Annotated in this window: 20 protein-coding genes; 10 read left to right on the top strand and 10 right to left on the bottom strand. The window is 71.5% G+C overall.

Going from position 1 to position 23,135, the window contains the following annotated elements; all coding sequences use genetic code 11:
* The first annotated feature begins 81 nt into the window (after positions 1–81).
* The 6 genes from OG390_RS37670 (at position 82) to OG390_RS37645 (ending at position 5,153) form a co-directional block, all read left to right on the top strand.
* Positions 82–750, top strand: coding sequence for an amino acid ABC transporter permease (locus OG390_RS37670; protein ID WP_399084065.1), 669 nt, complete (start codon positions 82–84; stop codon positions 748–750).
* On the top strand, positions 747–1,655 hold the full coding sequence (locus OG390_RS37665; RefSeq protein WP_406174163.1) for an amino acid ABC transporter permease: 909 nt from the start codon (positions 747–749) through the stop codon (positions 1,653–1,655). The genes OG390_RS37670 and OG390_RS37665 overlap by 4 nt, the downstream gene beginning before the upstream one ends.
* 175 nt (positions 1,656–1,830) lie before the next feature.
* Positions 1,831–3,504 (top strand): FAD-dependent monooxygenase, encoded by a 1,674-nt coding sequence (locus OG390_RS37660; protein ID WP_406174162.1) that lies wholly within the window; start codon positions 1,831–1,833, stop codon positions 3,502–3,504.
* 483 nt (positions 3,505–3,987) lie between these two features.
* On the top strand, positions 3,988–4,143 hold the full coding sequence (locus OG390_RS37655) for a putative leader peptide (RefSeq protein WP_406174161.1): 156 nt from the start codon (positions 3,988–3,990) through the stop codon (positions 4,141–4,143).
* Between the two features lie 75 nt (positions 4,144–4,218).
* Entirely contained in the window at positions 4,219–4,758 is a 540-nt protein-coding gene (locus tag OG390_RS37650) for a cysteine dioxygenase (protein WP_406174159.1), read from the top strand.
* Positions 4,755–5,153 (top strand): rhodanese-like domain-containing protein, encoded by a 399-nt coding sequence (locus OG390_RS37645; protein ID WP_406174158.1) that lies wholly within the window; start codon positions 4,755–4,757, stop codon positions 5,151–5,153. The genes OG390_RS37650 and OG390_RS37645 overlap by 4 nt, the downstream gene beginning before the upstream one ends.
* Positions 5,154–5,298: 145 nt before the next feature.
* Here OG390_RS37645 and OG390_RS37640 read toward each other — a convergent pair whose 3' ends face one another.
* From OG390_RS37640 to recA, 4 genes are all read right to left on the bottom strand, one after another.
* A complete protein-coding gene (locus OG390_RS37640) occupies positions 5,299–7,833 on the bottom strand; it encodes an ABC transporter permease (protein WP_406174156.1) in 2,535 nt (844 codons plus the stop codon).
* Positions 7,830–8,513 carry an ArsR/SmtB family transcription factor gene (locus tag OG390_RS37635; RefSeq protein WP_406174154.1) on the bottom strand — a complete coding sequence of 228 codons (684 nt, stop codon included), beginning with the start codon at positions 8,511–8,513 and terminating at the stop codon, positions 7,830–7,832. Before OG390_RS37635 ends, OG390_RS37640 begins: the two co-directional genes overlap by 4 nt.
* Positions 8,514–8,883: 370 nt before the next feature.
* Complete coding sequence (gene recX, locus OG390_RS37630) at positions 8,884–9,786, bottom strand: recombination regulator RecX (protein WP_406174152.1); 903 nt, start codon at positions 9,784–9,786, stop codon at positions 8,884–8,886.
* 3 nt (positions 9,787–9,789) lie between these two features.
* A complete protein-coding gene (recA, locus tag OG390_RS37625; RefSeq protein WP_406174151.1) occupies positions 9,790–10,914 on the bottom strand; it encodes a recombinase RecA in 1,125 nt (374 codons plus the stop codon).
* A gap of 356 nt (positions 10,915–11,270) precedes the next feature.
* Between recA and OG390_RS37620 the strand changes: the two genes are divergently transcribed.
* On the top strand, positions 11,271–12,071 hold the full coding sequence (locus OG390_RS37620) for a hypothetical protein (RefSeq protein ID WP_406174150.1): 801 nt from the start codon (positions 11,271–11,273) through the stop codon (positions 12,069–12,071).
* A gap of 3 nt (positions 12,072–12,074) precedes the next feature.
* Here OG390_RS37620 and OG390_RS37615 read toward each other — a convergent pair whose 3' ends face one another.
* Both OG390_RS37615 and OG390_RS37610 read right to left on the bottom strand, forming a co-directional pair.
* Positions 12,075–13,289 (bottom strand): AI-2E family transporter, encoded by a 1,215-nt coding sequence (locus OG390_RS37615; protein ID WP_406174148.1) that lies wholly within the window; start codon positions 13,287–13,289, stop codon positions 12,075–12,077.
* A gap of 61 nt (positions 13,290–13,350) precedes the next feature.
* Positions 13,351–13,545: a DUF3046 domain-containing protein gene (locus tag OG390_RS37610; protein ID WP_406174146.1), complete on the bottom strand. Its 195-nt coding sequence runs from the start codon at positions 13,543–13,545 to the stop codon at positions 13,351–13,353.
* Between the two features lie 80 nt (positions 13,546–13,625).
* Here OG390_RS37610 and OG390_RS37605 point away from each other — a divergent pair, with 80 nt between their 5' ends.
* Positions 13,626–14,570 (top strand): hypothetical protein, encoded by a 945-nt coding sequence (locus OG390_RS37605; RefSeq protein WP_406174145.1) that lies wholly within the window; start codon positions 13,626–13,628, stop codon positions 14,568–14,570.
* A 108-nt stretch (positions 14,571–14,678) separates the two neighbouring features.
* On the opposite strand, the gene OG390_RS37600 is transcribed toward OG390_RS37605, so the two are convergent.
* Genes OG390_RS37600 through OG390_RS37585 form a run of 4 tightly spaced genes read right to left on the bottom strand, consistent with a single transcriptional unit; the run spans position 14,679 to position 16,979 of the window.
* Positions 14,679–14,927, bottom strand: coding sequence for a helix-turn-helix domain-containing protein (locus OG390_RS37600; protein ID WP_406174143.1), 249 nt, complete (start codon positions 14,925–14,927; stop codon positions 14,679–14,681).
* A 47-nt stretch (positions 14,928–14,974) separates the two neighbouring features.
* Positions 14,975–15,283 (bottom strand): AzlD domain-containing protein, encoded by a 309-nt coding sequence (locus OG390_RS37595; RefSeq protein WP_399084025.1) that lies wholly within the window; start codon positions 15,281–15,283, stop codon positions 14,975–14,977.
* Entirely contained in the window at positions 15,280–15,948 is a 669-nt protein-coding gene (locus tag OG390_RS37590) for an AzlC family ABC transporter permease (RefSeq protein WP_406178088.1), read from the bottom strand. The genes OG390_RS37595 and OG390_RS37590 overlap by 4 nt, the downstream gene beginning before the upstream one ends.
* On the bottom strand, positions 15,900–16,979 hold the full coding sequence (locus OG390_RS37585) for an AraC family transcriptional regulator (RefSeq protein ID WP_406174141.1): 1,080 nt from the start codon (positions 16,977–16,979) through the stop codon (positions 15,900–15,902). Before OG390_RS37585 ends, OG390_RS37590 begins: the two co-directional genes overlap by 49 nt.
* Before the next feature lie 271 nt (positions 16,980–17,250).
* On the opposite strand from OG390_RS37585, the gene OG390_RS37580 reads away from it, so the two are divergent.
* Together OG390_RS37580 and OG390_RS37575 are read left to right on the top strand one after the other, a co-directional pair.
* On the top strand, positions 17,251–22,224 hold the full coding sequence (locus tag OG390_RS37580) for an ATP-dependent helicase (RefSeq protein ID WP_406174140.1): 4,974 nt from the start codon (positions 17,251–17,253) through the stop codon (positions 22,222–22,224).
* Between the two features lie 56 nt (positions 22,225–22,280).
* A complete protein-coding gene (locus OG390_RS37575; RefSeq protein WP_406174138.1) occupies positions 22,281–23,123 on the top strand; it encodes a DNA-formamidopyrimidine glycosylase family protein in 843 nt (280 codons plus the stop codon).
* The last annotated feature ends 12 nt before the right edge of the window (positions 23,124–23,135 follow it).

Below are 23,135 nucleotides of genomic sequence, written 5' to 3'. Positions count from 1 at the left end.
GCGCGCCGCCGCCCGCCGCGATCACGGCGGCGGCGCGCCGCGCCCTCCACGTACGCCACACACCCGGAAGCGCGGGAGATCGTGTTCGACTTTCTGCAAGGTTATGACGTCCTCGGGGCGTTCTGGACGACGGTGAAACTCGCCGCCCTCTCCGCCGTCGGCTCCCTCGTCCTGGGCACCGTGCTCGCCGCGATGCGGGTCAGCCCGGTCCCGCTCATGCGCGGGTTCGGCACCGCCTATGTGAACATCGTCCGGAACATCCCCCTGACCGTCATCATCGTCTTCTCCTCGCTCGGCCTCGCCGACATCTTCGGTGTGACGATGGGCGCGTCCGACGACTTCAAGGTCCAGGGCTTCCGGCTGGCGGTGCTCGGTCTCGTGGCGTACCACGCGGCCTTCGTCTGCGAGGCGGTGCGCTCCGGTATCAACACCGTGCCCGTCGGGCAGGCCGAGGCGGCACGCGCCATCGGGCTGAGCTTCAGTCAGGTCCTGCGGATCATCGTCCTCCCGCAGGCCTTCCGTTCGGTGATCGGACCACTCGCCAACGTACTGATCGCGCTGACCAAGAACACGACCGTGGCGGCCGCGATCGGCGTCGCCGAGGCGGCCAGCCTGATGAAGTCCATGATCGAGAACGAGGCCCAGACGGTGGCCATCGGCGCGGTGTTCGCGTTCGGCTTCGTGGTACTGACCCTGCCCACCGGCCTCTTCCTGGGCTGGCTGGGGAAGCGACTGGCGGTGAAGCGATGACCTCCGTTCTCTACGACGCCCCCGGCCCCCGGGCCAAGCGCCGCAATGTGTTCGTCTCCGCGGTCTTCGTCGTCCTGCTCGCCCTCCTCCTTTGGTGGATATGGCGGACGATGGACGACAAGGGCCAGCTGAAGTGGTCCCTATGGGAGCCGTTCACCACTTCGGAAGCCTGGACGACGTATCTACTGCCGGGCCTCCGCAGCACGCTGAAGGCCGCGGCGCTCTCCATGGTCATCGCGCTCCCGCTGGGCGCGTTCTTCGGCATCGCACGCATGTCCGACCACCGGTGGGTGCGGGTCCCGGCAGGTGTGGTGGTCGAGTTCTTCCGGTCGATCCCGGTACTCCTGCTGATGCTGTTCGCCAACGAGTTCTACGTGCGATCCACGGGCATCAGCAGCGACCAGCGGCCCCTGTACGCCGTCGTCACCGGCCTGGTGCTCTACAACGCCTCCGTCCTCGCCGAGATCGTACGGGCGGGCATCCTCGCCCTGCCCAAGGGGCAGACGGAGGCCGCCTACGCGATCGGTCTGCGCAAGGGCCAGACGATGACCAGCATCCTGCTCCCGCAGGCGGTCACCGCCATGCTGCCGGCCATCGTCAGCCAGCTCGTCGTCATCGTGAAGGACACCGCACTGGGCGGCGCGCTGCTGACGTTCCCGGAGCTGCTCAACGCGCGCAGCACCCTCGCGGCCAATTACGCCAACGTCATCCCGAGCTTCATTGTGGTGGCGATCATCTTCATCGTGCTGAACTTCCTCCTGACCAGCTTCGCGAGCTGGCTGGAGGGCAGGCTGCGGCGCAGCAAGAAGAGCACAGGCGCGGTTCTCGGCGCCGATGACGCGGTGGAGCTCAACCCCGCGGAGGTCAGGGGTTCCTTCGGCACCGGTGACGGCGGCACGATCTGATGAACAGTCAAGTGGCATGAACAGCACGGGGGCAGTGGCATGATCGCCACTGCCCCCGTCACTTGACGCAAGCACCGGCAATGGGTTGCATACGTTCTGTGATCGTGCACCCCGCCCCAACTGCCTGTTCCCCTATGTCCCTCAGGACACCGCTCCGGGCAGGGGGCAGCGCGCCGTGGACCCGGTGATCATCGTCGGAGCGGGGCCCGTGGGGCTCACGCTCGCCCTGGCGCTGGCCCGCCAGGAGGTCCCCTCCGTGGTCCTCGACGAGGGGCCGGGCAAGGACGAACAGCGGCTCGCACGGACAGTTGTACTGCGCGAGGACACTGCCGCGCTCATCGAGCGGCTGACGGGATTTCCCCTCTCCGAGACCGGTTTCCATTGGGCCGGATGGCGGTCGATGCGCCGCAAGCAGGTGATGCGCGAGATCGACTTCGGCGACGGCGCACCGGGCGCCGCGCACGGCGGCCGGGACAGCGCGCACAGCTCGGGAAGCGGCGCGCCTGAGTACGAACGCGCCGACGTGCCCGCCCCGCTGCACATCACCCAGCACGCGCTGACCGGTGCCCTGCGCGACGCCATCGTGCACGAGCCGCTGATCAAGGTCGCCGTGGACAGCCGCCTCGATTCCGTCGAGCAGGAGACATCGGGCGTGACCGCGCACACCCGCGGCCCCAAGGGCACGTGGTGGCGTGGCAGTTATCTCGTCGGCTGCGACGGGCCGCGCTCGACGGTGCGCAAACTCCAGGACATCCGCTTCCCCGGGCGTACGGCCGTCGAGCGACACGCCGTGGCGGCACTGCGTACGGAACTTCCGTGGCCCGGCGAGGCGTTGTTGCATCGGATGCCGCCGTGGCGGACGTCGGGCCCCTCGGCCGGGGAGGTGACCGCGCGTCCTCTCGCCGACGACGCATGGCGCCTGGACTGGCTGCTGCCGCCCGGCAAGGACCTGGTCACGCCCGACCTGCTGCTGGCGCGCATCCGGGAGACTCTCGCGGGCTGGAGCGGGGGCTCCACACCGCCGTACGAGCTGCTCGACACCGGAGTCCACACCGTCCACCACCGCCTCGCCCGCCGGTGGCGGGTCTGCCGGGTCTTCCTCGCCGGGGACGCCGCCCACCTGCTCGGCGCGCTCGGCAGCCAGGGCCTGGACGAGGGTCTGCGGGACGCCGACAACCTCGCCTGGAAGCTGGCGCTGGCCTGGCACCACGGGCCGCACGAGACGCTGCTGGACAGCTACCAGGTGGAGCGGCGCTCCGCCGTGGCCGCCCGGCTGCGCGCCGCCGACCAGGCACTGCCGCTGCTGCGCGGCGGTGGAGGCCTGCGCTCGTACGTGCCCGGGTCTGCCCGCGGCCACGACGCGCTGCTCACGGACGGCCACCTGGGGCGGGGCCCGCTGGGCGCGCCGGGGGCGTACGCCGATTCGCCGCTCTCGCCTCCCTTCGCCGAGTGGGCCGCCCCGGTGGATACGGCACCTGGTGCGCCGGTCACCGATGTGCAGGTGACCGCGGAGGACGGCTCCTTCGTCCGGCTGCGGGAGCGGCTGGGACGCGGGGTCCTGCTCGTCGTGCTCATCGCACCGGGTACGGGGGTGTGGGAGCGCAAGCACTGGGTGACCGCCGGAATCATGCCCCGGCTCGCGGCCGCCGTGACCGCGCTGCCACACTCCGCCGAGCTGCTGGTCGCCGAGAGCTACCCCGGCGCGGCCGCGCACACGGTGCTCCTCGTCCGCCCCGACGGCCACCTGGTCAGCGCGCTCAGAGGGGTCCGTCCGGCCGATCTGTACGCGGCGGCCGAGGCAACGCTCGGCGGACCGACAAAGGCGGAGGCCACTGTGGGTACGGGCTGAGCCCACCGTGACGTGGTGCAGGCGGAGCCGACGGTTACGGTACGGGCCATCGGGGAGGGGCGCCGGAGCCTGTGGTGACAGTCCGGGCCACCGCTGGGGATCGCCGTCGTCCGAACCCGTGGGGGCCGTTCGAGCCACCGCCGGAGACCTGGGTCGTGCCGGCCCGTGGTGACCGTGCGAGCCGTGGCCGGAGACGGAGCCGAACCAGCCGCGGTGACGGCCGGAGCCATCGCCCAGGACTGGAGCCGAACCAACTGCGGCGACAGGCCGAGCCACCACCCCAAGACCAGAGCCGGACCAGCCACGGTGACGGCCCGGACCGCCCGGAGTCCGGCTGGTCGAGTCCCCGGTCCACCGTCCGGACCGCCCGCGACCCGGGGTGTCGAAGCCCGATGCCTGACCGGGCTCAGGGCCCTCGGCCGTCAGCCCTCAGCGGCCGGCGGCCGGCGGCCAGCGGCCAGCGGCCAGCGGCCAGCGGCCAGTATGGTGACCGTGCGTCCACATAGGGACGGTGAGTTGACCGGTCTGCACCACCATGGTGTACTCCGGATCGTGACCGACACCTGTGTGCGCCTGTGGCGGAGGGTCCATATGGACCTCGTCCGCTATGCGGGCTGCGTGTGTCGCCCGTCCTGCTGAATTCGCATCCCATCACTTCCGCGCGCCGCCCGTGTGCTGCCGCGCGCTCCCACGCGAACCCTCAGGACGGTACGAGTGCCTGTGTCCCCTTCTGTTTCCGCACCCACACAAGCTGCCGCCCAGGCTCCCACCCAGGCCGACCTGCTCGACTTCGTACGCCGTACGGCCGCCGACGCCGAGCTGATCGCCTCGCTCCCGCTCGACCCCGAAGGCCGTACCTGGGTGCGCCTCGAAGGCCCGGGCGGCAGTGAGGCCTGGCTCATCGGCTGGCCTCCGGGCACCGGAACCGGCTGGCACGACCACGCCGAGTCGGTCGGAGCCTTCGTCACCGCGTCGGGCGAGCTGAAGGAGAACTCGCTCACCGCCCGGTTGCCCGCCGACGGCTGGAAGACCCTGGAACTCGCCGAAGGCATCGACCGGGAGCGAACGCTGCCGGCGGGCAAGGGCCGCTCCTTCGGCCGCCACCACGTGCACGAGGTGCTCAACGAGGCCACCGAAGAGCACGCGATCTCGGTCCACGCCTACTACCCGCCGCTCCCGCAGATCCGCCGTTACAGCCGCACGGGCCGGGTGCTGCGCCTGGAACAAGTCGAGCGTCCGCAGGACTGGCAGTGAGCACCCACCGCCCGGTGGGCATCGACGAGTTGCTGAAACAGGTCCGCGAGGGGCTGGATCGTGTGGAGGCCAAGGAAGCCTACGAGGCCGCACAGGCGGGCGAGGTGCTCCTGGTCGACACCCGGTACGCCGCCCTGCGCGAACGCGACGGGCTGATCCCCGGCGCCCTCGTCGTCGAGCGGAACGAACTGGAGTGGCGACTCGACCCCCAGGGCAGCCACCGCTCCCCGGAGGCCACGAGCCACGATCTGCGGGTCGTGGTGTTCTGCAACGAGGGCTACGCGTCCAGTCTCGCGGCCGCGTCCCTGCGGCAGTTGGGACTGCGCGGTGCCACCGATCTCGTCGGAGGATTCCAGGCCTGGAAGGCGGCCGGGTTCCCGGTGACCGCAGCCTAGGCCGCACAGAGAATTCCTCAGGCCGCCCGGAGAGTCCGTCGAGTCGTGCGGAAGGCTCTTCACGTCGTACGGAAGGTTCTTCAAGTCCTACACATGGGTGGGCGCCCCTCGATGTAAGGGGCGCCCACCCCGGGCGTACTGCCCCTTACTCCTTGGCTGTGGCCACCGCGACGGGGCGAACCTGCAGAGCGACCCGGCCCGGCAGCGCGGTGGCGACGAGGGTGAGCGCTCCGGCCACGGCGACGACCGCCACGTACACCAGTGGCGTGACCGCCGGAGCCGCGCTGCCCGTCATCCCGACGCTGAAGGCGGTCAGGACGGCGAGCGCGATTCCGCTGCCGAGCGCGGTGGCGAGCAGCAGGACCGACAGCGCCTCGGTCCGCAGCATCCGCAGCACCTGTCTGCGGGTCGCCCCGGCGAGGCGGAGCATCGCGAACTCGCGGACCCGCTCGGAGACCGACATGGCGAGCGTGTTGACGACGGCGATGGCGGTGAAGGCCAGGACCAACCCCATGGCGAGGTAGTTGACCTCCGCGTTCGCTTGCTGGCGCGCGGCCTGGATCGAATCGGCTGCGGCCGGTGCGAGGACATGGACCGCCGGGAACTCACGGAGAGTAGTCGCGAGTTGTGTCTGTGTACGGGCGGTGCTGACGAGGACGGAGGTGGCGAGCGGGTTGTCCACATGTCGGGCGACCAGGTCATGGGCGAAGGTGAGGTCGCCGAACCCGAGACCCTTGGCGTAGACGGCGGCGACGGTGAGCGTGACGGGCGTGCCGTCGCCGAGAGTGAGTTTCAGGGTGCTGCCGGGCTTCAAGAGCAGCTGGTCAGCGGCGAGTTCACTGACGGCGACGGTGGTGTCCTTGAGGCCGTTCAGGGAGCCCGCGGTGACGTCGGGGTCCCACGTGCGGGTCAGACCGGCCGGCGTGACGCCCTGGGCCGCGTACTTGTCCAGGCCCACGCGGACGGTCGTACGGACCACTTCGGTGACGACGTCTTGGTGCGTACGCAGCTGCCGCGCGGCCTCGGCCGGGACGCCGGGGCCCTGGGCGACGAGCACCCAGTCGGCGCGGATGCCTTCGCGTGCCTGGTCGCGGGCCGCGTCGCCGAGGGTCGGCTGGACAAAGAGAACGGTGCAGGTCATTCCGATGAGGAGGGTGAGGGGAGTGACGACGGAGGCCATGCGGGCTGCGTTGCCGCGGAGGTTGGCGCGTGCGAGTCGGCCCCCGGGACCGGTCAGCCGCAGCGAACCGGAGAAGGCGGCCGCGGCCGCCTTGACCAGGAGCGGGCCGAGCAGTGCCGCGGCGGAGGCGAGTACCACGACGGCCAGGAAGGTCACGGGAGTTGAGGCGGGTTCGGTGCGCAGCACGCTGAGCACGGCGACGAGGACGGCGCCGCCGGCGAGCAGCGCGAGACCGGCGAGCATGCGTCCCCATGCGGGGCGAGTGCGCTCGACCTGGGCTTCAGCGAGCGCCTCGGCCGGGCGGACCCGGGTGATTCGGCGGGACGAGATACGCGCGGCGGCCCAGGCGCCGAGCAGAGTGGCGGTGACCGCGGCGAACAACGGGAAGACGCTGACGGTGTGCTGAAGCGTGGCCGGGACGGCGCCCATGGCGACGAACCGGCTGTGCAGCCAGCTGCCCAGCGGCAGTCCCGCGAGCGCGCCGAACGTGCCGGCGGCCGCCCCGACGATCAGGGCCTCGCTGCCGAGGAGGGCGCGGATCTGGCCCGGCGTGGCGGCGATGGCGCGCAGCAGGGCGAGTTCGCGATGGCGTTGCTGCACGGAGAGCGCGAAGGTGCCGACGACCACCAGCACGGCCACGAGCAACGAGGTGCCGCCCATCGCACCGCCCATGCTGACCAGCTTCGTCCGGGCGGCGGCCGCGTCCAGGAACTCGACCGGGCCACGCTCGTCTCCCGCACTGACCTGCGCGGTGGTGCCGTGCAGCGCCCGGGCCACGGACTGCTTGAGGGTGGTGATGTCCGTGCCCTTGGCGGGCAGCACGCCGAAGGCCGTGACCTGCCCGGGGTGTGCGGCCAGACGCCGGGCCTCGGAGGCCGAGAAGAAGAGGGACGTCTGGTGGAGTACGGCCCTGGCCGGCTCGGCGACTCCGGTGACCCGATAGGTGCGCGCGGACTGCGTCGACTGAACGGTGAGGCGATCGCCGGGCTCGATGTGGGCCCGCTCCGCGAACTGACGGTCGACGACAAGGTCGCCATCGGTCTTGGGTGCGGTTCCGGTGGTGAGCGTGTACGGCGTCAGCGCGGCGGAGTCCCAGGCGTGACCGTAGACGGGCCGGTTCTTGTCGACGCTTCCGGTGGGGGCCAACGGCTGGGCCAGGAACGTCAGTTCGGGGATGACTCGATCCACCCCAGGAGCCCGGCGGAGCCGCGCGGCCAGGTCGCTCGGCAGCCAGGCCCGCTCGACGATGGGCTTGGCCTTGTGCTTGACCTTGGTCTTGCCCTTCTTGTGCTTGACGGTGGTCTGGTGGACGTTCTGGTCGGCCGACACCACGACGGGGGTCGCGGCATACCGCTCGGTGCGGATCGTCCCGCGCAAGCCCGTCTCGAGCAGGGTGCCGCAGGCGGTGATGAGGGCAGCCGCGCACATCAGGGCGAGGAAGGCGCCGAGGAAGCCGCCTTTGCGGGCTCGGACGGTCTGCAGGGCGTAGCGCAGCATCATGAAGGGTCGCTCTCTCTGTTGTGGTGTGCGTTGGCGCCTCCGCCGTGAGGCGCCGGGCGGCCCTCGGGCTCGCCTTCGGGGGCCGGGAAGGCAAGAAACCGGGTGAGTACCGTGCGCGCGTCGGGCGGGGTGTCGGCCTCGGGGCGCTTGTAGCGGTTGAGGAGGGCGATGTACTCCTCGAAGAACGCACGGAGTTCGGGGAGCGTCAGCCGGATGCTGCCGCGCGAGTACGGGAAGGCGTCGGCCCAGGGATCATCGCCCACGTCTCCTTGGAGCTGCAGCTGCTCGAAGAGTTCGAGGTCGGCGGCGTACGCGTGATGGTTCAACTCGTCCATGACGAGCCGCATCTCGGGGCTCTGACGGCTGCGCGGCGGAAAACGCCGGTCCCCGGGGACGGCCCGCCACCAGCGCTGGCGGCCGTGGCCGTTGCCCTCGACCTGTTCCTCCACGAAGCCGTACCGCGCGAGTTCGCGCAGGTGGTAGCTGGTGGCTCCCGTGTTCAGTCCCAGCGCTCGGGCGAGCGTCGCCGACGTGGCGGGGCCGTGCACGGTGAGGTGCTGGAGCATGCGCTGCCGACGGGGCTGCGCGAGGGCCTTGAGCGCGGCGAGGTCGGAGAGCTCGATGGGGGCGTGCGGCGCCTTCGCGGGTACTTCCGCTTCCGCGCCGGGTTCCTGTGCCATGCGTACACAGTCGTCTGTGCACAGGTGTCCGTGCATTGCGGCGGCCCGGCGTCTTCAGCCGGGGGTTAACACCAGCCAGGCGAACGGAAGTTGAGCCGCCGCACCCTGCCGCTGGGCAGTCCGGCCGCGGGCCCTGAACGCGATCGGCGCCCCCGCGCGTCTACCGTGTTCAGGGCCCGCGGTCGGACTGCGGTGCCCCGGCCGAACCGGGTTCTGCGTTCCCGGGTTCTGTGTTCCCAGGTTCCGGGACATGCCGGGAACTCTCGGCCAACGCTCTCCGGGCGTTCATGGCGCCAGACCTTCTTGTCCCCGAGGGAGTTCAGAAACCCGTGGGTAGGGGCGGCGGGGGCGAGAATCCTCCCCGAGGGGGTCAGAACCCCTCGTCCGCGAGTCCCTCCGTGTCCTCGCCCTCTTCCTCCAGCGCCTGGCGGACCACGCGCAGCGCCATGCCCTCCGAGTAGCCCTTGCGGGCGAGCATGCCCGCGAGGCGCCGCAGCCGCTTGTCGCGATCGAGGCCGCGCGTGGACCGCAGCTTCCGGGCGACCAGCTCGCGCGCGGTCGCCTCCTCCTGCTCGGAGTCGAGTTGCCCGACGGCCTCGTCGATCAGCGTCGAGTCCACGCCCTTGGTCCGCAGCTCCTGCGCGAGCGCCCGTCTGGCCAGACCCCGGCCGTGGTGCCGGGACTCCACCCAGGCGTCCGCGAAGGCACTGTCGTTGATCAGGCCGACCTCCTCGAACCGTGACAGCACCTCGTCCGCCACGTCGTCCGGGATCTCGCGCTTGCGCAGTGCGTCCGCGAGCTGCTTTCGCGTGCGCGGGGTCCCGGTGAGCAGGCGTAGACAGATCGCCCGCGCCCGCTCAGCCGGGTCCCCTGGGGGCTCCCCCCTCTCGGTCCTCGACGAGGAAGGGGCGCCTCCGTCCTGTGGGTCGCCGGACGGCTCGCCGAAACCGGCACGCCTCCGACGCCCTCGTCCGCCACGCGGCCCGCCGTCACCACGCCGGCCACCGCCTCGGCGCGGGCCATCACCCGGCGAACCGTGACCGCCCGGCAGGCCGTCACCGCGCCGCAGGCCTCCGTCCGGCGAACCTTCGCCGTCCGGATCCCCGCCGTAGAGCCCGTCGGCGCCGTACGTCCCACCACCGAACGCCCCGGCGCCCCCGTATCCCCTGTCACCGTCTCCGGCCGAGCCGCCATTGCCCCCGTCATACCCCTGCCCTGGCCCCTCCGGGGCGACAGGGTAGGCGTACTCGGCCCAGTCGGTTCGTCGCGTCACGGGCTAGCTCTTTGCCGCCGTGGCCTTCGACTTGGTGGCCTTGGCCGCCGGAGCGGGCACCGTCTTCGCGGCGTCGTCCGGGGTGGCCGAGACCGCCGCGTCCGCGCCCGGCTCGGCGGTGGGCTCCTCGGGCTTCACACCGACGCCCAGCTTCTCCTTGATCTTCTTCTCGATCTCGTTGGCGAGGTCGGGGTTGTCCTTCAGGAAGTTGCGCGCGTTCTCCTTGCCCTGGCCGAGCTGGTCGCCCTCGTACGTGTACCAGGCGCCGGCCTTGCGGACGAAACCGTGCTCCACGCCCATGTCGATCAGACCGCCCTCGCGGCTGATGCCCTGCCCGTAGAGGATGTCGAATTCGGCCTGCTTGAAGGGCGGCGCGACCTTGTTCTTCACGACCTTGACGCGGGTGCGGTTGCCGACCGCGTCGGTGCCGTCCTTCAGCGTTTCGATGCGACGGATGTCGAGCCGCACCGAGGCGTAGAACTTCAGCGCCCGGCCACCCGTCGTGGTCTCCGGGGAGCCGAACATCACGCCGATCTTCTCGCGAAGCTGGTTGATGAAGATCGCGGTGGTCTTCGACTGGTTGAGCGCGCTGGTGATCTTCCGCAGGGCCTGACTCATCAGACGGGCCTGCAGACCCACGTGCGAGTCACCCATCTCGCCCTCGATCTCCGCGCGCGGCACCAGGGCGGCGACGGAGTCGATGACGATGAGGTCGAGTGCGCCGGAGCGGACCAGCATGTCCACGATTTCCAGAGCCTGCTCGCCGTTGTCCGGCTGCGACAGGATCAGGTTGTCGATGTCGACGCCGAGCTTCTTCGCGTACTCGGGGTCGAGGGCATGCTCGGCGTCCACGAAGGCCACCTGGCCGCCGGCCTTCTGCGCGTTCGCCACCGCGTGCAGCGTCAGCGTCGTCTTACCGGAGGACTCCGGGCCGTACACCTCCACCACTCGGCCTCGCGGCAGGCCGCCGACACCCAGGGCGACGTCGAGCGCGGTCGACCCGGTGGGGATGACCTCGATGGGCTCATTCGGCCGCTCGCCCAGGCGCATCACGGCGCCCTTGCCGAATTGCCGTTCAATCTGTGCGAGGGCGGCGTCGAGCGCCTTCTCGCGGTCGGTTCCTGCCATGGGTTCCACCCGGTTTGCTTGAGTCGATCGCTTCACGTCAAAGACGCTAACGCCTGCCACTGACAATGCGCCCCGACGCCCGTCCGGCCTGTGGATAACTCGGGCACATCTCCATGAAAACCCTGATGAAATCCCCGTCGAGAGCCCGCCGGAACCTCCATAAGAATGGATGTTCGATTTTTGTGTCAAGCGCACCACACGGCATCCACACGGCATCTCCGAGAGTACGTTCGCGGTCTGACACGCCCCGGATTTCCCGTCGGCACGGGTCCGGCACCGGGCTACTCTCCCGGGCGTACGGCGGGTGTCTTCGGCCGTACGACGACGGCGTGGGGGCTGCTCGCGAGGCTTGAGCCATGGAAACCACGAGGTCCCAGTCCCTGGCGCCCCTGAAGCTCACGCTGACGCCGTTGAAGCTCACGCTCCGTCCGGCCGAGCGGCTCTGCTGCGCGACGGGCGCCCTGCTCGTCGTCTCGGGACTCGTGCATCTGGTGGTCTTCGCCGTCGACGGCGGGCCCTGGGACGGGCCCGTCTCCTGGCGCAAGCCCATCGCCTTCGGGCTCTCCTTCGGGCTGACACTGATCGCGATCACGTGGGTCACGTCGTATCTGCGCGTCGGGACGCGGCCGCGCACCACGTTGCTCGTCGTATTCGCCGCCGACTGTGTCGTGGAGGTCGGCGGGATCACCCTGCAGGCGTGGCGCCGGGTGCCCTCGCACCTCAACATGGAGACCGGCTTCGACACGGCGGTGTCCATGACGCTCGCGGTGGGCGGCGGGGTTCTCGTGGTGCTGCTCACCGTGTTCGCGCTCGCCTCGTTCCGGAACCGGCCCACGGGCCCCCTGGGCATGCCACTCGCGCTGCGCTCCGGGTTCGCGATCCTGCTTGTCGCGCTGCTGTCGGGCGCCGCGATGATCGCGCGCGGGGTGGTCCTCACCCGCACCGGCCACCAGGATGCGGCCTACCACTCGACGGCCCCGCTCAAGCCGCTGCACGGAGTGAGCCTGCACGCCGTGCTGGTGCTGCCCGCGCTGGCGTGGCTGCTGTCCCGTACGTCCTGGAGCGACCACGTCAGGCAGCGGGTCATGTATGCCGCGGTCGGCTGCTACATGGTGGCCGTCGTCGGCGCCGGTGTGTGGGCGGTCCTCACCTGGTGAACATCACCGGCCGAACAGTCCCCGCACGCGCGCGAAGAGACGGCCTTGGGCCCCTGTCCGGTGCCCGTGCACCCGGGGGTCGTCCGTGACGTCGTACCGCTTCACATACGCCCCCAGGAAGGCCTGCAGGGTGGCGACGGCGGGGATGGCGATCAGCGCGCCGACGGCACCGAGAAGCGCGGTGCCCGCGATGACCGAGCCGAAGGCGACGGCGGGATGGATGTCGACGGTCTTGGCGGTCAGCTTGGGCTGCAGGACATAGTTCTCGAACTGCTGGTAGATCACGACGAAGATGAGCACCCACAGCGCGTACCAGGGGTCGATCGTGAAGGCGATCAGCATCGGCAGGGCGCCCGCGAGATAGGTGCCGATGGTGGGGATGAACTGCGAGACCAGGCCCACCCAGACGCCGAGCACGGGCGCGTAGGGCACACCCAGGGCCTCCAGCAGGATGTAGTGCGCGATGCCGGAGATCAGCGCCATCAGACCGCGTGAGTACAGATAACCGCCGGTCTTGTCGACGGCGATCTCCCACGCGCGCAGCACCTCGGCCTGCCGGGCCGGCGGCAGCACCGAGCACAGCGCGCGCCGCAGCCGTGGTCCGTCGGCGGCGAAATAGAACGAGAACAGCGCGATCGTCAGCAGCTTGAAGAGGCCGCCCAGCACCTGCGCGGACACATCCAGCACTCCGGTGGCGCTGTTCTGCACGTACTTCCGCAGCCAGTCGGAGTGGACCAGGCTGTCCTGGATGTCCACCCGTCTCAGGTCGGTGTGGAAGTGGGTGTTGATCCAGTTGATGACCGAGTCGAGGTAGTCGGGGAAACCCTCGATCATCTTGATGATCTGGCCCGCGAGCATCGAGCCCAGCAGCGTGATGAATCCGGCGATCGCGATCATCGCGCCGAAGAAGACGAGGAAGGTGGCCAGTCCTCTGCGCATGCCGCGCGAGGCCATCCAACTCACCGCGGGTTCTATCGCGAGAGCCAGGAAGAACGCGATGAGAATGTTGATCAGCAGGCTGGTGAGCTGGTGGAACGCCCAGCTGCCCAGCTGGAAGGCGGCGACGAGCGCGAGGGCGAGCACCATGGCGCGCGGCAGCCAGCGCGGCATGCGGCGGCCCGGGGCTGCCGTGTCCCCGGCCGGGGGGCCGCTGGGCGGCGCCGTGCCGAACGGTGATGATTGCTGGGCGACCTGCGCGGTCTCGTCTGTCGGGGCCACGGGTGCAAGTGTCGCCCACGCCTCCGACAATCGACCCCCACCCCCCGGATCCCGTGACCCGTCAGCGGCTTTCGTACGGAACGTTCATGGCCGTGCACACCACGCGCCACACGTCCTTGGCCTCCCAGCCGGCGTTCAGCGCCTCGTGCACGGTGCGCCCGCCGAGCTCCGTCATCACGTGATCGCGCGCGAAGGTGTCGGCGTACCCCGCACCGAAGTGATCCGCCATCCGCTGCCAGAAGACCGTCAACCGCATGACTCCAGTATCCCGCCCCTGAGAGTGGGCCCGAGCCGGGACCGCTTGCCGAGACCGCTTTCCGTCCTACGGTCTGACGCATGGCCGAAACCGGAGCATCCCCACTCCCCCCGACGCCCCCGGCGCACTCCCCGCTCTCTCGCGCCGAGCACTTCGTCTGGCTCACCGCGCGCGTGCTGGAGCAGCGCCGGTTCGAATATCACTTCCTCGACGGTGGTGCCGACGCGGTGGAGACCGCGCTGGCCGCCTACCGCAACGAGGACGAAGGGTACGGCCACGCGCTCGAACCCGATCTGCGCGGCCCGGTCAGCCAGCCGCTGCACACCGGGCACGCGCTGCGTGTGCTGGACTCGATCGGGCGCTGCGGCGGACAGCGCGTGGAGCGCGTGTGCCGCTATCTGACCTCCGTGTCGACGGCGGACGGCGCGCTGCCGGCGATCCACCCCAGCCAACGTGGTTATCCGGCGGCGCCTTTCGTGCCGGTCGTCGACGATCCGCCGAGCGAACTCCTCGCCACCGGGCCCGTGGTGGGCCTGCTGCACCACAACGAGGTGTGGCACGCGTGGCTGTTCCGGGCCACCGACTTCTGCTGGCAGGCTGTCGAGTCCCTGGAGAAGTCCCATCCGTACGAGATCGAGGCCGCCGTCGCCTTCCTGGACTCCGCGCCCGACCGTCCACGCGCGGAGGCGGCCGCCGACCGTCTGGGCCGCCTGGTGCGCGATCACCGGCTCGCGGCGCTGGACCCGGAGCGCCTTGAGGCGTTTCCGGTCGCGCCCGGTTACGCGCCGGGCGAGCACCACTTCCCGCACGACTACGCGAAGACTCCCGGCTCGCTCGCGCGCGCGTGGTTCACCGACGAGGAGATGGCACGCTCGCTCGACCACCTGGCCGACGAGCAGGAGGAGGACGGCGGCTGGCCGGTCCACTGGCGTCAGTGGGCGCCGGGCACCGCCCTGGAATGCCGCCCCATGGTGACGATCGAGGCACTGCGCACGCTCCGGGCGTACGGACGGTCGATCGGCTGACGTTCAGGGACGCGAGCGGACGGTCATGGGGGGACGGCGGAGTGCCGTTCAGGGACGTGCAGCAAAGTTCAGGGAAGCGTCGTGACGTTCGGGAGAGCGGACCGACGTTCAGGGATGGCTGTCCAGGCCGTCGCCCGGAGTGCCCCGGGTGTCCCAGAGAAGCAGCGCCGCGATTGCCGGGGCCGCGCCTCGGGGCGACGACAGGACGACACCGGTCTGTTCCTCCATCTCGGCGAGCCGGTTGTCGACGGTGGTCGGGTGCAGTCCCAGCGTTGTGGCGGTGGCCCTGCGGTCCTGCTGGTGGGTGAGGTGGATCTTCTGCGCTGCCCTCGGAGAGGGCAATGGGTCCGCACGCACGCAGGCGTACGGACCATGCGCGTACGGACCGATTGTGTGTCCCGACGTCAGCCGGTCATCGCCCGCACCCCCGCGGTCACCACCACTGCCGCGGCGACGACGAGCAGGAAGGGAGCCCGCAGAATCAGTGCGACGGCCGCCGCGGCCAGTCCCGCCGCCTTGGCGTCCACGACCAGGACGCGCCCCTCGGCGAAGGTCTGCTGGGCCGTGAGGGCGGCGAGGAGGGCGACCGGCAGCAGGGCAGCGAGGCGCTGTACGAGCGGCCGCTCCAGCACCCCGGCGGGGACCAGCAGCCCGATGAGTTTGACGGCGTAGCAACCGACGGCGGTCGCGCCGATGGCGATCCAGATGTTCAACGGTCTTCCCCAGATGCGTCGTTGGCGGTCTTCACACTGCGGCGCCCCTCTACGTAGAGGACGGTGGGAGCGGCCAGTGCGGCCACCAGCACGGGAACTCCGGCGGGCAGCACGGGCAGCAGACCGAGTCCCAGAAGGACAGCGATACCCGCGGCCGCGCGCTCGGTGGTGGTCTTCAGCATGGGCGCGAGCAGCGCCAGGAAGACAGCGGGCCCGGCAGCGTCCAGCCCCCACGCGTCGGTGTCGCCGATGGCCTCGGCTCCGACGGCGCCGAGCAGGGTGGTGAGATTCCACAGCACGTACAGGGAGAGCCCGGTGACGGTGAAGCCGATGCGGACACCGCGGCGGGTGGGCTGAGCGAGCGCGACCGCCGTGGTCTCGTCGATGACCCACTGCGCGGCGAACGGGCGCACCGCGCGCGGGAGGGCGAGCAGTTGCGACAGGCGCAGCCCGTAGAAGGCGTTGCGCACCCCGAGGAAGAAGGCGCCCGCGGCCGCCGTCAGCGGGTTGCCCCCCGCCGCGAGCGCGCCCACGAGTGCGAACTGCGAGGCACCGGTGAACACCAGGAGGCTGAGCGCGCAGGTCTGCAGCAGCGTGAGCCCGCTGCCGGCCGAGGTCACTCCGAAGGCGAAACCGGACAGCCCGACGGCGACCCCGACTCCCAGGGCGTCCCGGACGACGGCGGCGTCGGGTTTTCCGGCGTCTCCACTGCGTCCGACGTCTCCACCGCGTCCGGCGTCTCCTTGGCGTCCGCCGGCTGTGCCGCGTCCGGCGTCTCCACCCCCTCCGGCGTCTCCACCGCGTATGTCTGCGAGGGCTGTCTGTTCTGCCACGCCCTGGACGGTACGAGTAGTGCGCCGTCACCGTCTTGTACGTTCTTGCGCTCGCGCTGGTAGGCGCCCGGGGGCACGCCCACGATCCGAGTGAAGTGCCGATTGAGGTGCGGCTGATCGGTGAAGCCGACGGCGACGGCCGCCTCGGCAGGCGCGGCGCCGGCGTCCAGGAGGTGGCGTGCCCGGCGTACGCGGGCGTCGGTCAGCCAGGTGTGGGGCGGCATGCCGTAGACGTCCCGGAACGCGCGCAGCAGTGCGAACGGGCTGGTGCCGAGGTCGGCGGCGATCCGCTCCAGGGTCGGGGGCTCGGCCATCCGCTCCTCCAGCACGGCACGCGCGCGTGCAGCGATGCGAGCGCCCGCGGTGCGTACGGCCCGCCGCGGCAGCGGGCCTCCGTTCAGGCGCAGCAGCCGGGTCACCGCCACACGCAGCAGGGTGTCGGCGGCGAGCGCGTTGCCCTCCTCCGCGGCCCGCAGTACCTGGTGGACCAAGCCCGCCGCATACGGGTCCTCGAGCACCGGACTGATGAATCCGGGGGTGCCGCGGATCGTGGTCGTCTCGGCGGCGATCTCGGCCACCAGCCCCGGCGACGGGTACACGGCCCCGTACCGCCAGCCTTCGGGGACCCCGGCGCGACCGGTGTGCGGAGTGTCCGGGTTGACGAGCGCCAGGGCGCCGGGGCCCGCGTACTGATCGGCACCGCCGTGGTGGAAGACCTCGACACCGTCGGCGATGGCGGCGATGACGAAGTTCTCGTGAGTGTGCCGCACGAAGATCTTCTCGACGTAGCTGGCCCGCAGCAGATCGACACCGGGCAGTTCCGCGTACTGCCAGTGCCGAGCCCGCTCCGCCGAAGCCGCCATGTCCCCCATTCTGCGCCAGCGACCGCAGGCACCCTCCCGGTCCGCGGCCGACCCCGCTCACGGCCTCGCTGTCACCGCCCACCGGCCGGCCACCAGCACCAGCACCAGCACCAGTCAAGGCGAACCTCTGCGGCCGGGCGAAGGCTGCCACCGTCTCCCAGCAAGGCACCCCACATCCCACACCCCGTCGAGTCGGCCGCCCGGCACCCCCACCGCCACGACATTTACGCAGGTCAGGGCCATTGTCAGTGGCCGGGTGCAGGATGGACGCATGGTCAGCTCCGCACACCGAGCCCTCGACGGCTTCTCCCCCGCGACCCGCGGCTGGTTCACGGGGGCCTTCTCCGCGCCCACCGCGGCCCAGGCCGGGGCATGGGCAGCCATCGGTGCGGGCTCGGACGTCCTGGTCGTCGCCCCGACGGGTTCCGGCAAGACCCTGGCCGCGTTCCTCGCCGCACTCGACCAGCTGGCCTCGACCCCGCCGCCGGCGGACCCCAAGAAGCGCTGCCGGGTCCTCTACGTATCACCGCTGAAGGCCCTCGCGGTGGACGTCGAGCGGAATCTGCGCAGCCCGCTGACCGGCATGCGACAAGAGGCGGTGCGGCTCGGCCTGCCCGAGCCGGAGGTGAAGGTGGGCATCCGCTCCGGCGACACCCCGGCCGCCGAGCGCCGCGCGCTGGCCACGCGCCCGCCGGACATCCTGATCACGACCCCTGAGTCACTGTTCCTGATGCTGACGTCGGCCACGCGCGACGCGCTGACGGGCATCGAGACGGTGATCCTGGACGAGGTGCACGCGGTAGCGGGCACCAAGCGCGGCGCCCATCTGGCGCTCACGCTGGAGCGGCTCGACGAGCTGCTGCCCGAGCCCGCCCGCCGCATCGGCCTCTCCGCGACGGTCCGTCCGGTGGACGAGGTCGCGCGCTATCTGTCCCCCCGGCGCAAGGTGGAGATCGTCCAGCCGCCGTCCGGCAAGGAGTTCGACCTCTCCGTGGTCGTCCCGGTGGAGGACTTGGGCGAGTTGGGCGGCTCCCCGGTCGCCGAGGGCAATGAGGGCGCCGAGAAGCCCTCCATCTGGCCGCATGTCGAGGAGCGGATCACCGACCTCGTCCAGTCCCACCGTTCGACGATCGTGTTCGCCAACTCGCGCCGCCTGGCGGAGCGCCTCTGCAACCGGCTCAACGAGATCGCGTACGAGCGGGCGACCGGCGAACCCCTCGAAGAGGCGCACGCCCCGGCCCAGCTGATGGGCGGCTCGGGCGCGGCCCAGGGGGCTCCGCCCGTCATCGCCCGCGCCCACCACGGCTCCGTCTCCAAGGAGCAGCGGGCCCTGGTCGAGGAGGACCTGAAGGCGGGCCGGTTGCCCGCGGTGGTCGCCACCTCCAGTCTCGAGCTGGGCATCGACATGGGCGCGGTGGATCTCGTCGTCCAAGTGGAGTCACCGCCGTCCGTGGCCTCCGGGCTCCAGCGCGTGGGGCGCGCGGGACACCAGGTGGGCGCGGTCTCCACGGGCGTCGTGTTCCCCAAGTACCGCGGCGACCTGGTCCAGGCAGCCGTGGTCACCGAGCGGATGCGCACCGGCTCCATCGAGTCCCTGCGGGTCCCCGCCAATCCCCTGGACGTGCTGGCCCAGCAGCTCGTCGCCATGACCGCGCTCGACACCTGGCAGGTCGACGACCTGCTCGCCATGGTCCGCCGGGCGGCCCCCTTCGCGTCGCTCCCGGAGTCGGCGTTCACGGCCGTGCTCGACATGCTCGCGGGCCGCTATCCGTCCGACGCCTTCGCGGAGCTCAGGCCCCGCGTGGTGTGGGACCGCGTCGCCGGTACGGTCACCGGGCGCCCCGGTGCGCAGCGCCTCGCCGTCACGTCCGGGGGCACCATCCCCGACCGCGGACTCTTCGGGGTCTTCTTGGCGGGGGCCGACCCCAAGAAGGGCGGCGGCCGGGTCGGCGAGCTCGACGAGGAGATGGTCTACGAGTCCCGCGTCGGCGACGTCTTCACGCTGGGAACCAGCTCCTGGCGCATCGAGGACATCACCCGAGACCGTGTGCTGGTCTCCCCCGCCCCCGGAGTCCCGGGGAGGCTGCCCTTCTGGAAGGGCGACCAACTCGGCCGCCCGCTCGAACTGGGCCGCGCGGTCGGCGCGTTTCTCCGGGAGGTCGGCTCCCTGCCGCAGGAAGACGCCCGGCTCCGACTGCTCGCCGCGGGCCTGGACGCCTGGGCCGCCGACAATGTGCTGTCGTATCTCGCCGAACAGCGCGAGGCGTGCGGACATATCCCGGACGACCGGACCATCGTCGTCGAACGCTTCCGCGACGAGCTGGGCGACTGGCGAGTCGTCGTGCACTCCCCCTTCGGCGCCCAGGTCCACGCCCCCTGGGCCCTCGCACTGGGCGCCAAGCTCTCCGAGCGGTACGGCATGGACGCCCAGGTCATGCACGCCGACGACGGCATCGTGCTGCGCCTGCCCGACGCCGACCTGATGGGCCTGGATCTGCTCGACCAGACCCCCATGAAGGCGGGCACGGAGTACGACGCGGACCAGGCGCCGGTCGGTGCGGCGGACGTCGCCTTCGACAAGGGCGAGGTCGACCAGATCGTCACCGACCAGGTGGGCGGCTCGGCACTGTTCGCCTCTCGTTTCCGCGAGTGCGCCGCCCGCGCGCTGCTGTTGCCGCGCCGCAACCCCGGCAAGCGCACCCCACTGTGGCAGCAGCGGCAGCGCGCCGCACAACTGCTCCAGGTGGCCAGCGAGTTCGGCTCGTTCCCGATCGTCCTGGAGGCGGTCCGCGAATGCCTCCAGGACGTCTTCGACGTCCCTGGCCTCACGGAGCTGATGGGCGACATCGAGTCCCGCAAGGTGCGCCTGGTCGAGGTCACCACATCGGAGCCTTCCCCCTTCGCCCGCTCGCTCCTGTTCGGATACGTCGCTCAGTTCCTGTACGAGGGCGACTCACCGCTCGCCGAGCGCCGGGCCGCCGCCCTGTCGCTCGACTCACGGCTGCTTGCCGAGCTCCTCGGCCAGGCCGAGCTGCGTGAGCTCCTCGACGCCGATGTCCTGGCCGAACTGGAGCGGGAGCTCCAGTGGCTCACGGAGGACCGTCGCGTCAAGGACGGTGAAGGCGTCGCCGACCTGCTGCGCCTGCTGGGCCCGCTCACGGACGCCGAGCTGGCAGAGCGCGGCGCCGAGCCGCAATGGGCCCAGGAGCTGGCAGCCGCGCGCCGCGCCATCCGGGTCCGGGTCGCCGGGGCCGACCACTGGGCGGCTATCGAGGACGCCGGCCGACTACGCGACGCACTTGGTACGGCGCTCCCCGTCGGCGTCCCCGAGGCCTTCACCGAGCCGGTCAAAGACCCGCTCGGCGACCTTCTCGCGCGATACGCGCGCACCCACGGCCCCTTCACCTCGACGACGGCAGCCGCCCGCTTCGGTCTCGGTACGGCGGTCACCGACGGAGCGCTGCAGCGACTCGCCGCGAACGGCCGTGTCGTACAGGGAGAGTTCCATCCGGCGGGCATCGGCCAGGAGTGGTGCGACGCGGCGGTGCTGCGCCGGCTGCGGCGCCGTTCGCTCGCGGCCCTGCGCCATGAGCTGGAGCCGGTGCCGCCCGCCGCGCTCGCGCAGTTCCTGCCGCAGTGGCAGCACGTGGGCAGCGGGCACGGACTGCGCGGTATCGACGGACTGGTGCGCGCCATAGAGCAGTTGCAGGGCGCCTCCGTGCCCGCGTCCGCGCTGGAGAAGCTCGTCCTGCCGTCCCGGGTCGCCGGATACGCCCCGGCGATGCTCGACGAGCTCACGGCCGCCGGGGAGGTCGTCTGGGCCGGTGCGGGAGCACTGCCCGGCAAGGACGGCTGGGTCTCGCTGTATGTGGCGGACGCGGCCCCGCTGCTCCTGCCGGCCGCGCACCCCCTGGAGCTGACCGCGCTGCACCAGTCGATCCTGGACGCCCTCTCCGGGGGCTACGGCCTGTTCTTCCGTCAGATCGCCGACCAGGTGCGCGCCACCATGCATCCCGACGCCACAGATCCCCAACTGGCCGACGCCGTCTGGGACCTGGCCTGGTCCGGATGCCTCACGAACGACACGCTCGCGCCGATGCGCTCCCTTCTGGGCTCGGGCCGTACGGCCGGGTCCACGGCCCACCGCGCCAAGCGTTCGGTCCCACGCGGGCGCTACGGCTCCCTGACCGGCGCCGCGCGCCCCCAGTCCCGTACGGGCCCGCCGACCGTGGCGGGCCGCTGGTCGCTGCTGCCCGGGCGCGAGCCCGACCCCACCGTGCGCGCCCACGCCCTGGCCCGCACCCTGCTCGACCGGCACGGTGTGGTGACCCGAGGCGCTGTCGCCGCGGAGGGCGTCGAGGGCGGTTTCTCGGCGGTGTACCGCATCCTGTCCGCCTTCGAGGACAGCGGCCAGGCGCGCCGCGGCTATGTGGTCGAAGGCCTCGGCGCCGCCCAGTTCGCGATGGACGGCGCGGTGGACCGTCTGCGCGCCGCGGCGAACGCGCGGGACCGGGGCGAGGCCTTGTCCGACCCCGGCCTCGCGAACGGATTCCCGGGCTCGCAGGGTTTCCCGGCCGACGGCGGGCGCACGAACGGCCGCCCAGGCGCCCCGGGCCCAGGGCACGCCCACGGCTTCCCGGACGGCGCCGGCTTCGGCAACGCCCACGGCCTCCCCGACGACCCCTCCTTCGCCGACGACGACGGCTTCGCGAGCAGCACCGGTTTCGCGGACGACCACGCCTTCCCGGCCCACCACACGTTCGCGGCGGACTCCGCCTTCTCGGCCGAGCCCCCGGGCCGGGCCTTCCCCGGCAGCCCCGCGTTCTCGAACACCCGCGCCCGCACCCGGGCGACCACCCAAGCCGTGGTCCTCGCCGCGGCCGACCCTGCCAACGCCTACGGCGCGGCCCTGCCGTGGCCAGACCCCCCGACAGAGGCCGGGCACAAGCCGGGCCGCAAGGCGGGCTCCCTGGTCGTGCTGGTCGACGGCGAGCTCACCCTGTACATGGAGCGCGGCGGCAAGACCCTGCTGGCCTGGCCCTCCGACCCGGACGGGTCGGTCACGGAGGACATACGTCTGCGGGCTGCCGCCGAGGCCCTCGCCGCGGCGGCCCGTGCGGGCTCCCTCGGCACGGTCACTGTGGAGCGCGTCAACGGTACCTCCGCGCTGACATCCCCCCTGGGCACCCTGCTGGAGACGGCGGGCTTCATCGCGACGCCCCGCGGACTGCGCCTTCGCGCGTAAGCCCCGGGGCCGTGCAGCACGCCCCCTACCGGACAACCCGTGCCACCCTTGAACCCATGCCCGAAGGAGACACCGTCTGGCAGGCCGCGAGACGGCTGCACCTCGCCCTCGCGGGAAAGGTGCTGACCCGCTCCGACCTGCGGGTGCCCAAGTACGCCACCGCCGACCTGACCGGACGCAGGGTCCTGGACGTCACACCGCGCGGCAAGCACCTGCTCACGCGCTTCGAGGGCGGAGTGACCCTGCACTCGCATCTGCGGATGGACGGCTCGTGGAAGGTGTACGCGAACGGCCAGCGCTGGAGCGGCGGTCCCACGTACCAGATCCGGGCCATCCTCGGCACCGCGGACCGCACGGCCGTCGGCTACCGGCTGCCCGTGCTGGAGCTGCTCCGCACCACCGACGAGGACCGTGCGGTCGGCCATCTCGGCCCCGATCTGCTGGGCCCGGACTGGGACCCGGACCGGGCGCTGGAGAACCTCCTGCGCGACCCGGCCCGCCCCCTCGGCGAGGCCCTGCTCGACCAGCGCAATCTCGCCGGCATCGGCAACGTCTACAAGAGTGAACTCTGCTTCCTGCTCGGCGTCACCCCCTGGCTCCCCATCGGCGACCTGCCCGCCGACCGCGCCGCCCAACTGCCTGTCCTCGCCAAGAAGCTCCTCGAAGTCAACCGCGACCGCCCAGCGCGCAGCACTACGGGCCGCCGCGGCCAAAACCTCTTCGTCTACGGCCGCACACCCCGTCCCTGCCTGCGCTGCCGCACCCCGATCCGTTCGGCGGACCAGGGCGACGGCTCCCGCGAACGCCCTACCTACTGGTGCCCGACGTGCCAAAGGGGGCCCACGCCGCTGCCGGGTGCCGCCCAACCCCGTACAAGTCCCCGACGCACGACCAATTGACGACCCGTCAGA

It is taken from the genome of Streptomyces sp. NBC_00996, assembly GCF_045162675.1.
Taxonomy (GTDB): Bacteria; Actinomycetota; Actinomycetes; order Streptomycetales; family Streptomycetaceae; genus Streptomyces.
This window is presented reverse-complemented; position numbering and strand designations above follow the sequence as displayed.

Excerpts from the sequence above, each read along its gene's own strand:
- OG390_RS37585 (WP_406174141.1), bottom strand. The coding sequence starts at position 16,979 with ATGGCGGCTTCGGCGGAGCGGGCTCGGCACTGGCAGTACGCGGAACTG.
- OG390_RS37640 (WP_406174156.1), bottom strand. The coding sequence starts at position 7,833 with ATGATGCTGCGCTACGCCCTGCAGACCGTCCGAGCCCGCAAAGGCGGC.
- OG390_RS37655 (WP_406174161.1), top strand. The coding sequence starts at position 3,988 with ATGGTGACCGTGCGTCCACATAGGGACGGTGAGTTGACCGGTCTGCAC.
- OG390_RS37635 (WP_406174154.1), bottom strand. The coding sequence starts at position 8,513 with ATGGCACAGGAACCCGGCGCGGAAGCGGAAGTACCCGCGAAGGCGCCG.
- OG390_RS37620 (WP_406174150.1), top strand. The coding sequence starts at position 11,271 with ATGGAAACCACGAGGTCCCAGTCCCTGGCGCCCCTGAAGCTCACGCTG.
- OG390_RS37580 (WP_406174140.1), top strand. The coding sequence starts at position 17,251 with ATGGTCAGCTCCGCACACCGAGCCCTCGACGGCTTCTCCCCCGCGACC.
- OG390_RS37575 (WP_406174138.1), top strand. The coding sequence starts at position 22,281 with ATGCCCGAAGGAGACACCGTCTGGCAGGCCGCGAGACGGCTGCACCTC.
- OG390_RS37610 (WP_406174146.1), bottom strand. The coding sequence starts at position 13,545 with ATGCGGTTGACGGTCTTCTGGCAGCGGATGGCGGATCACTTCGGTGCG.
- OG390_RS37665 (WP_406174163.1), top strand. The coding sequence starts at position 747 with ATGACCTCCGTTCTCTACGACGCCCCCGGCCCCCGGGCCAAGCGCCGC.
- recA (WP_406174151.1), bottom strand. The coding sequence starts at position 10,914 with ATGGCAGGAACCGACCGCGAGAAGGCGCTCGACGCCGCCCTCGCACAG.
- OG390_RS37605 (WP_406174145.1), top strand. The coding sequence starts at position 13,626 with ATGGCCGAAACCGGAGCATCCCCACTCCCCCCGACGCCCCCGGCGCAC.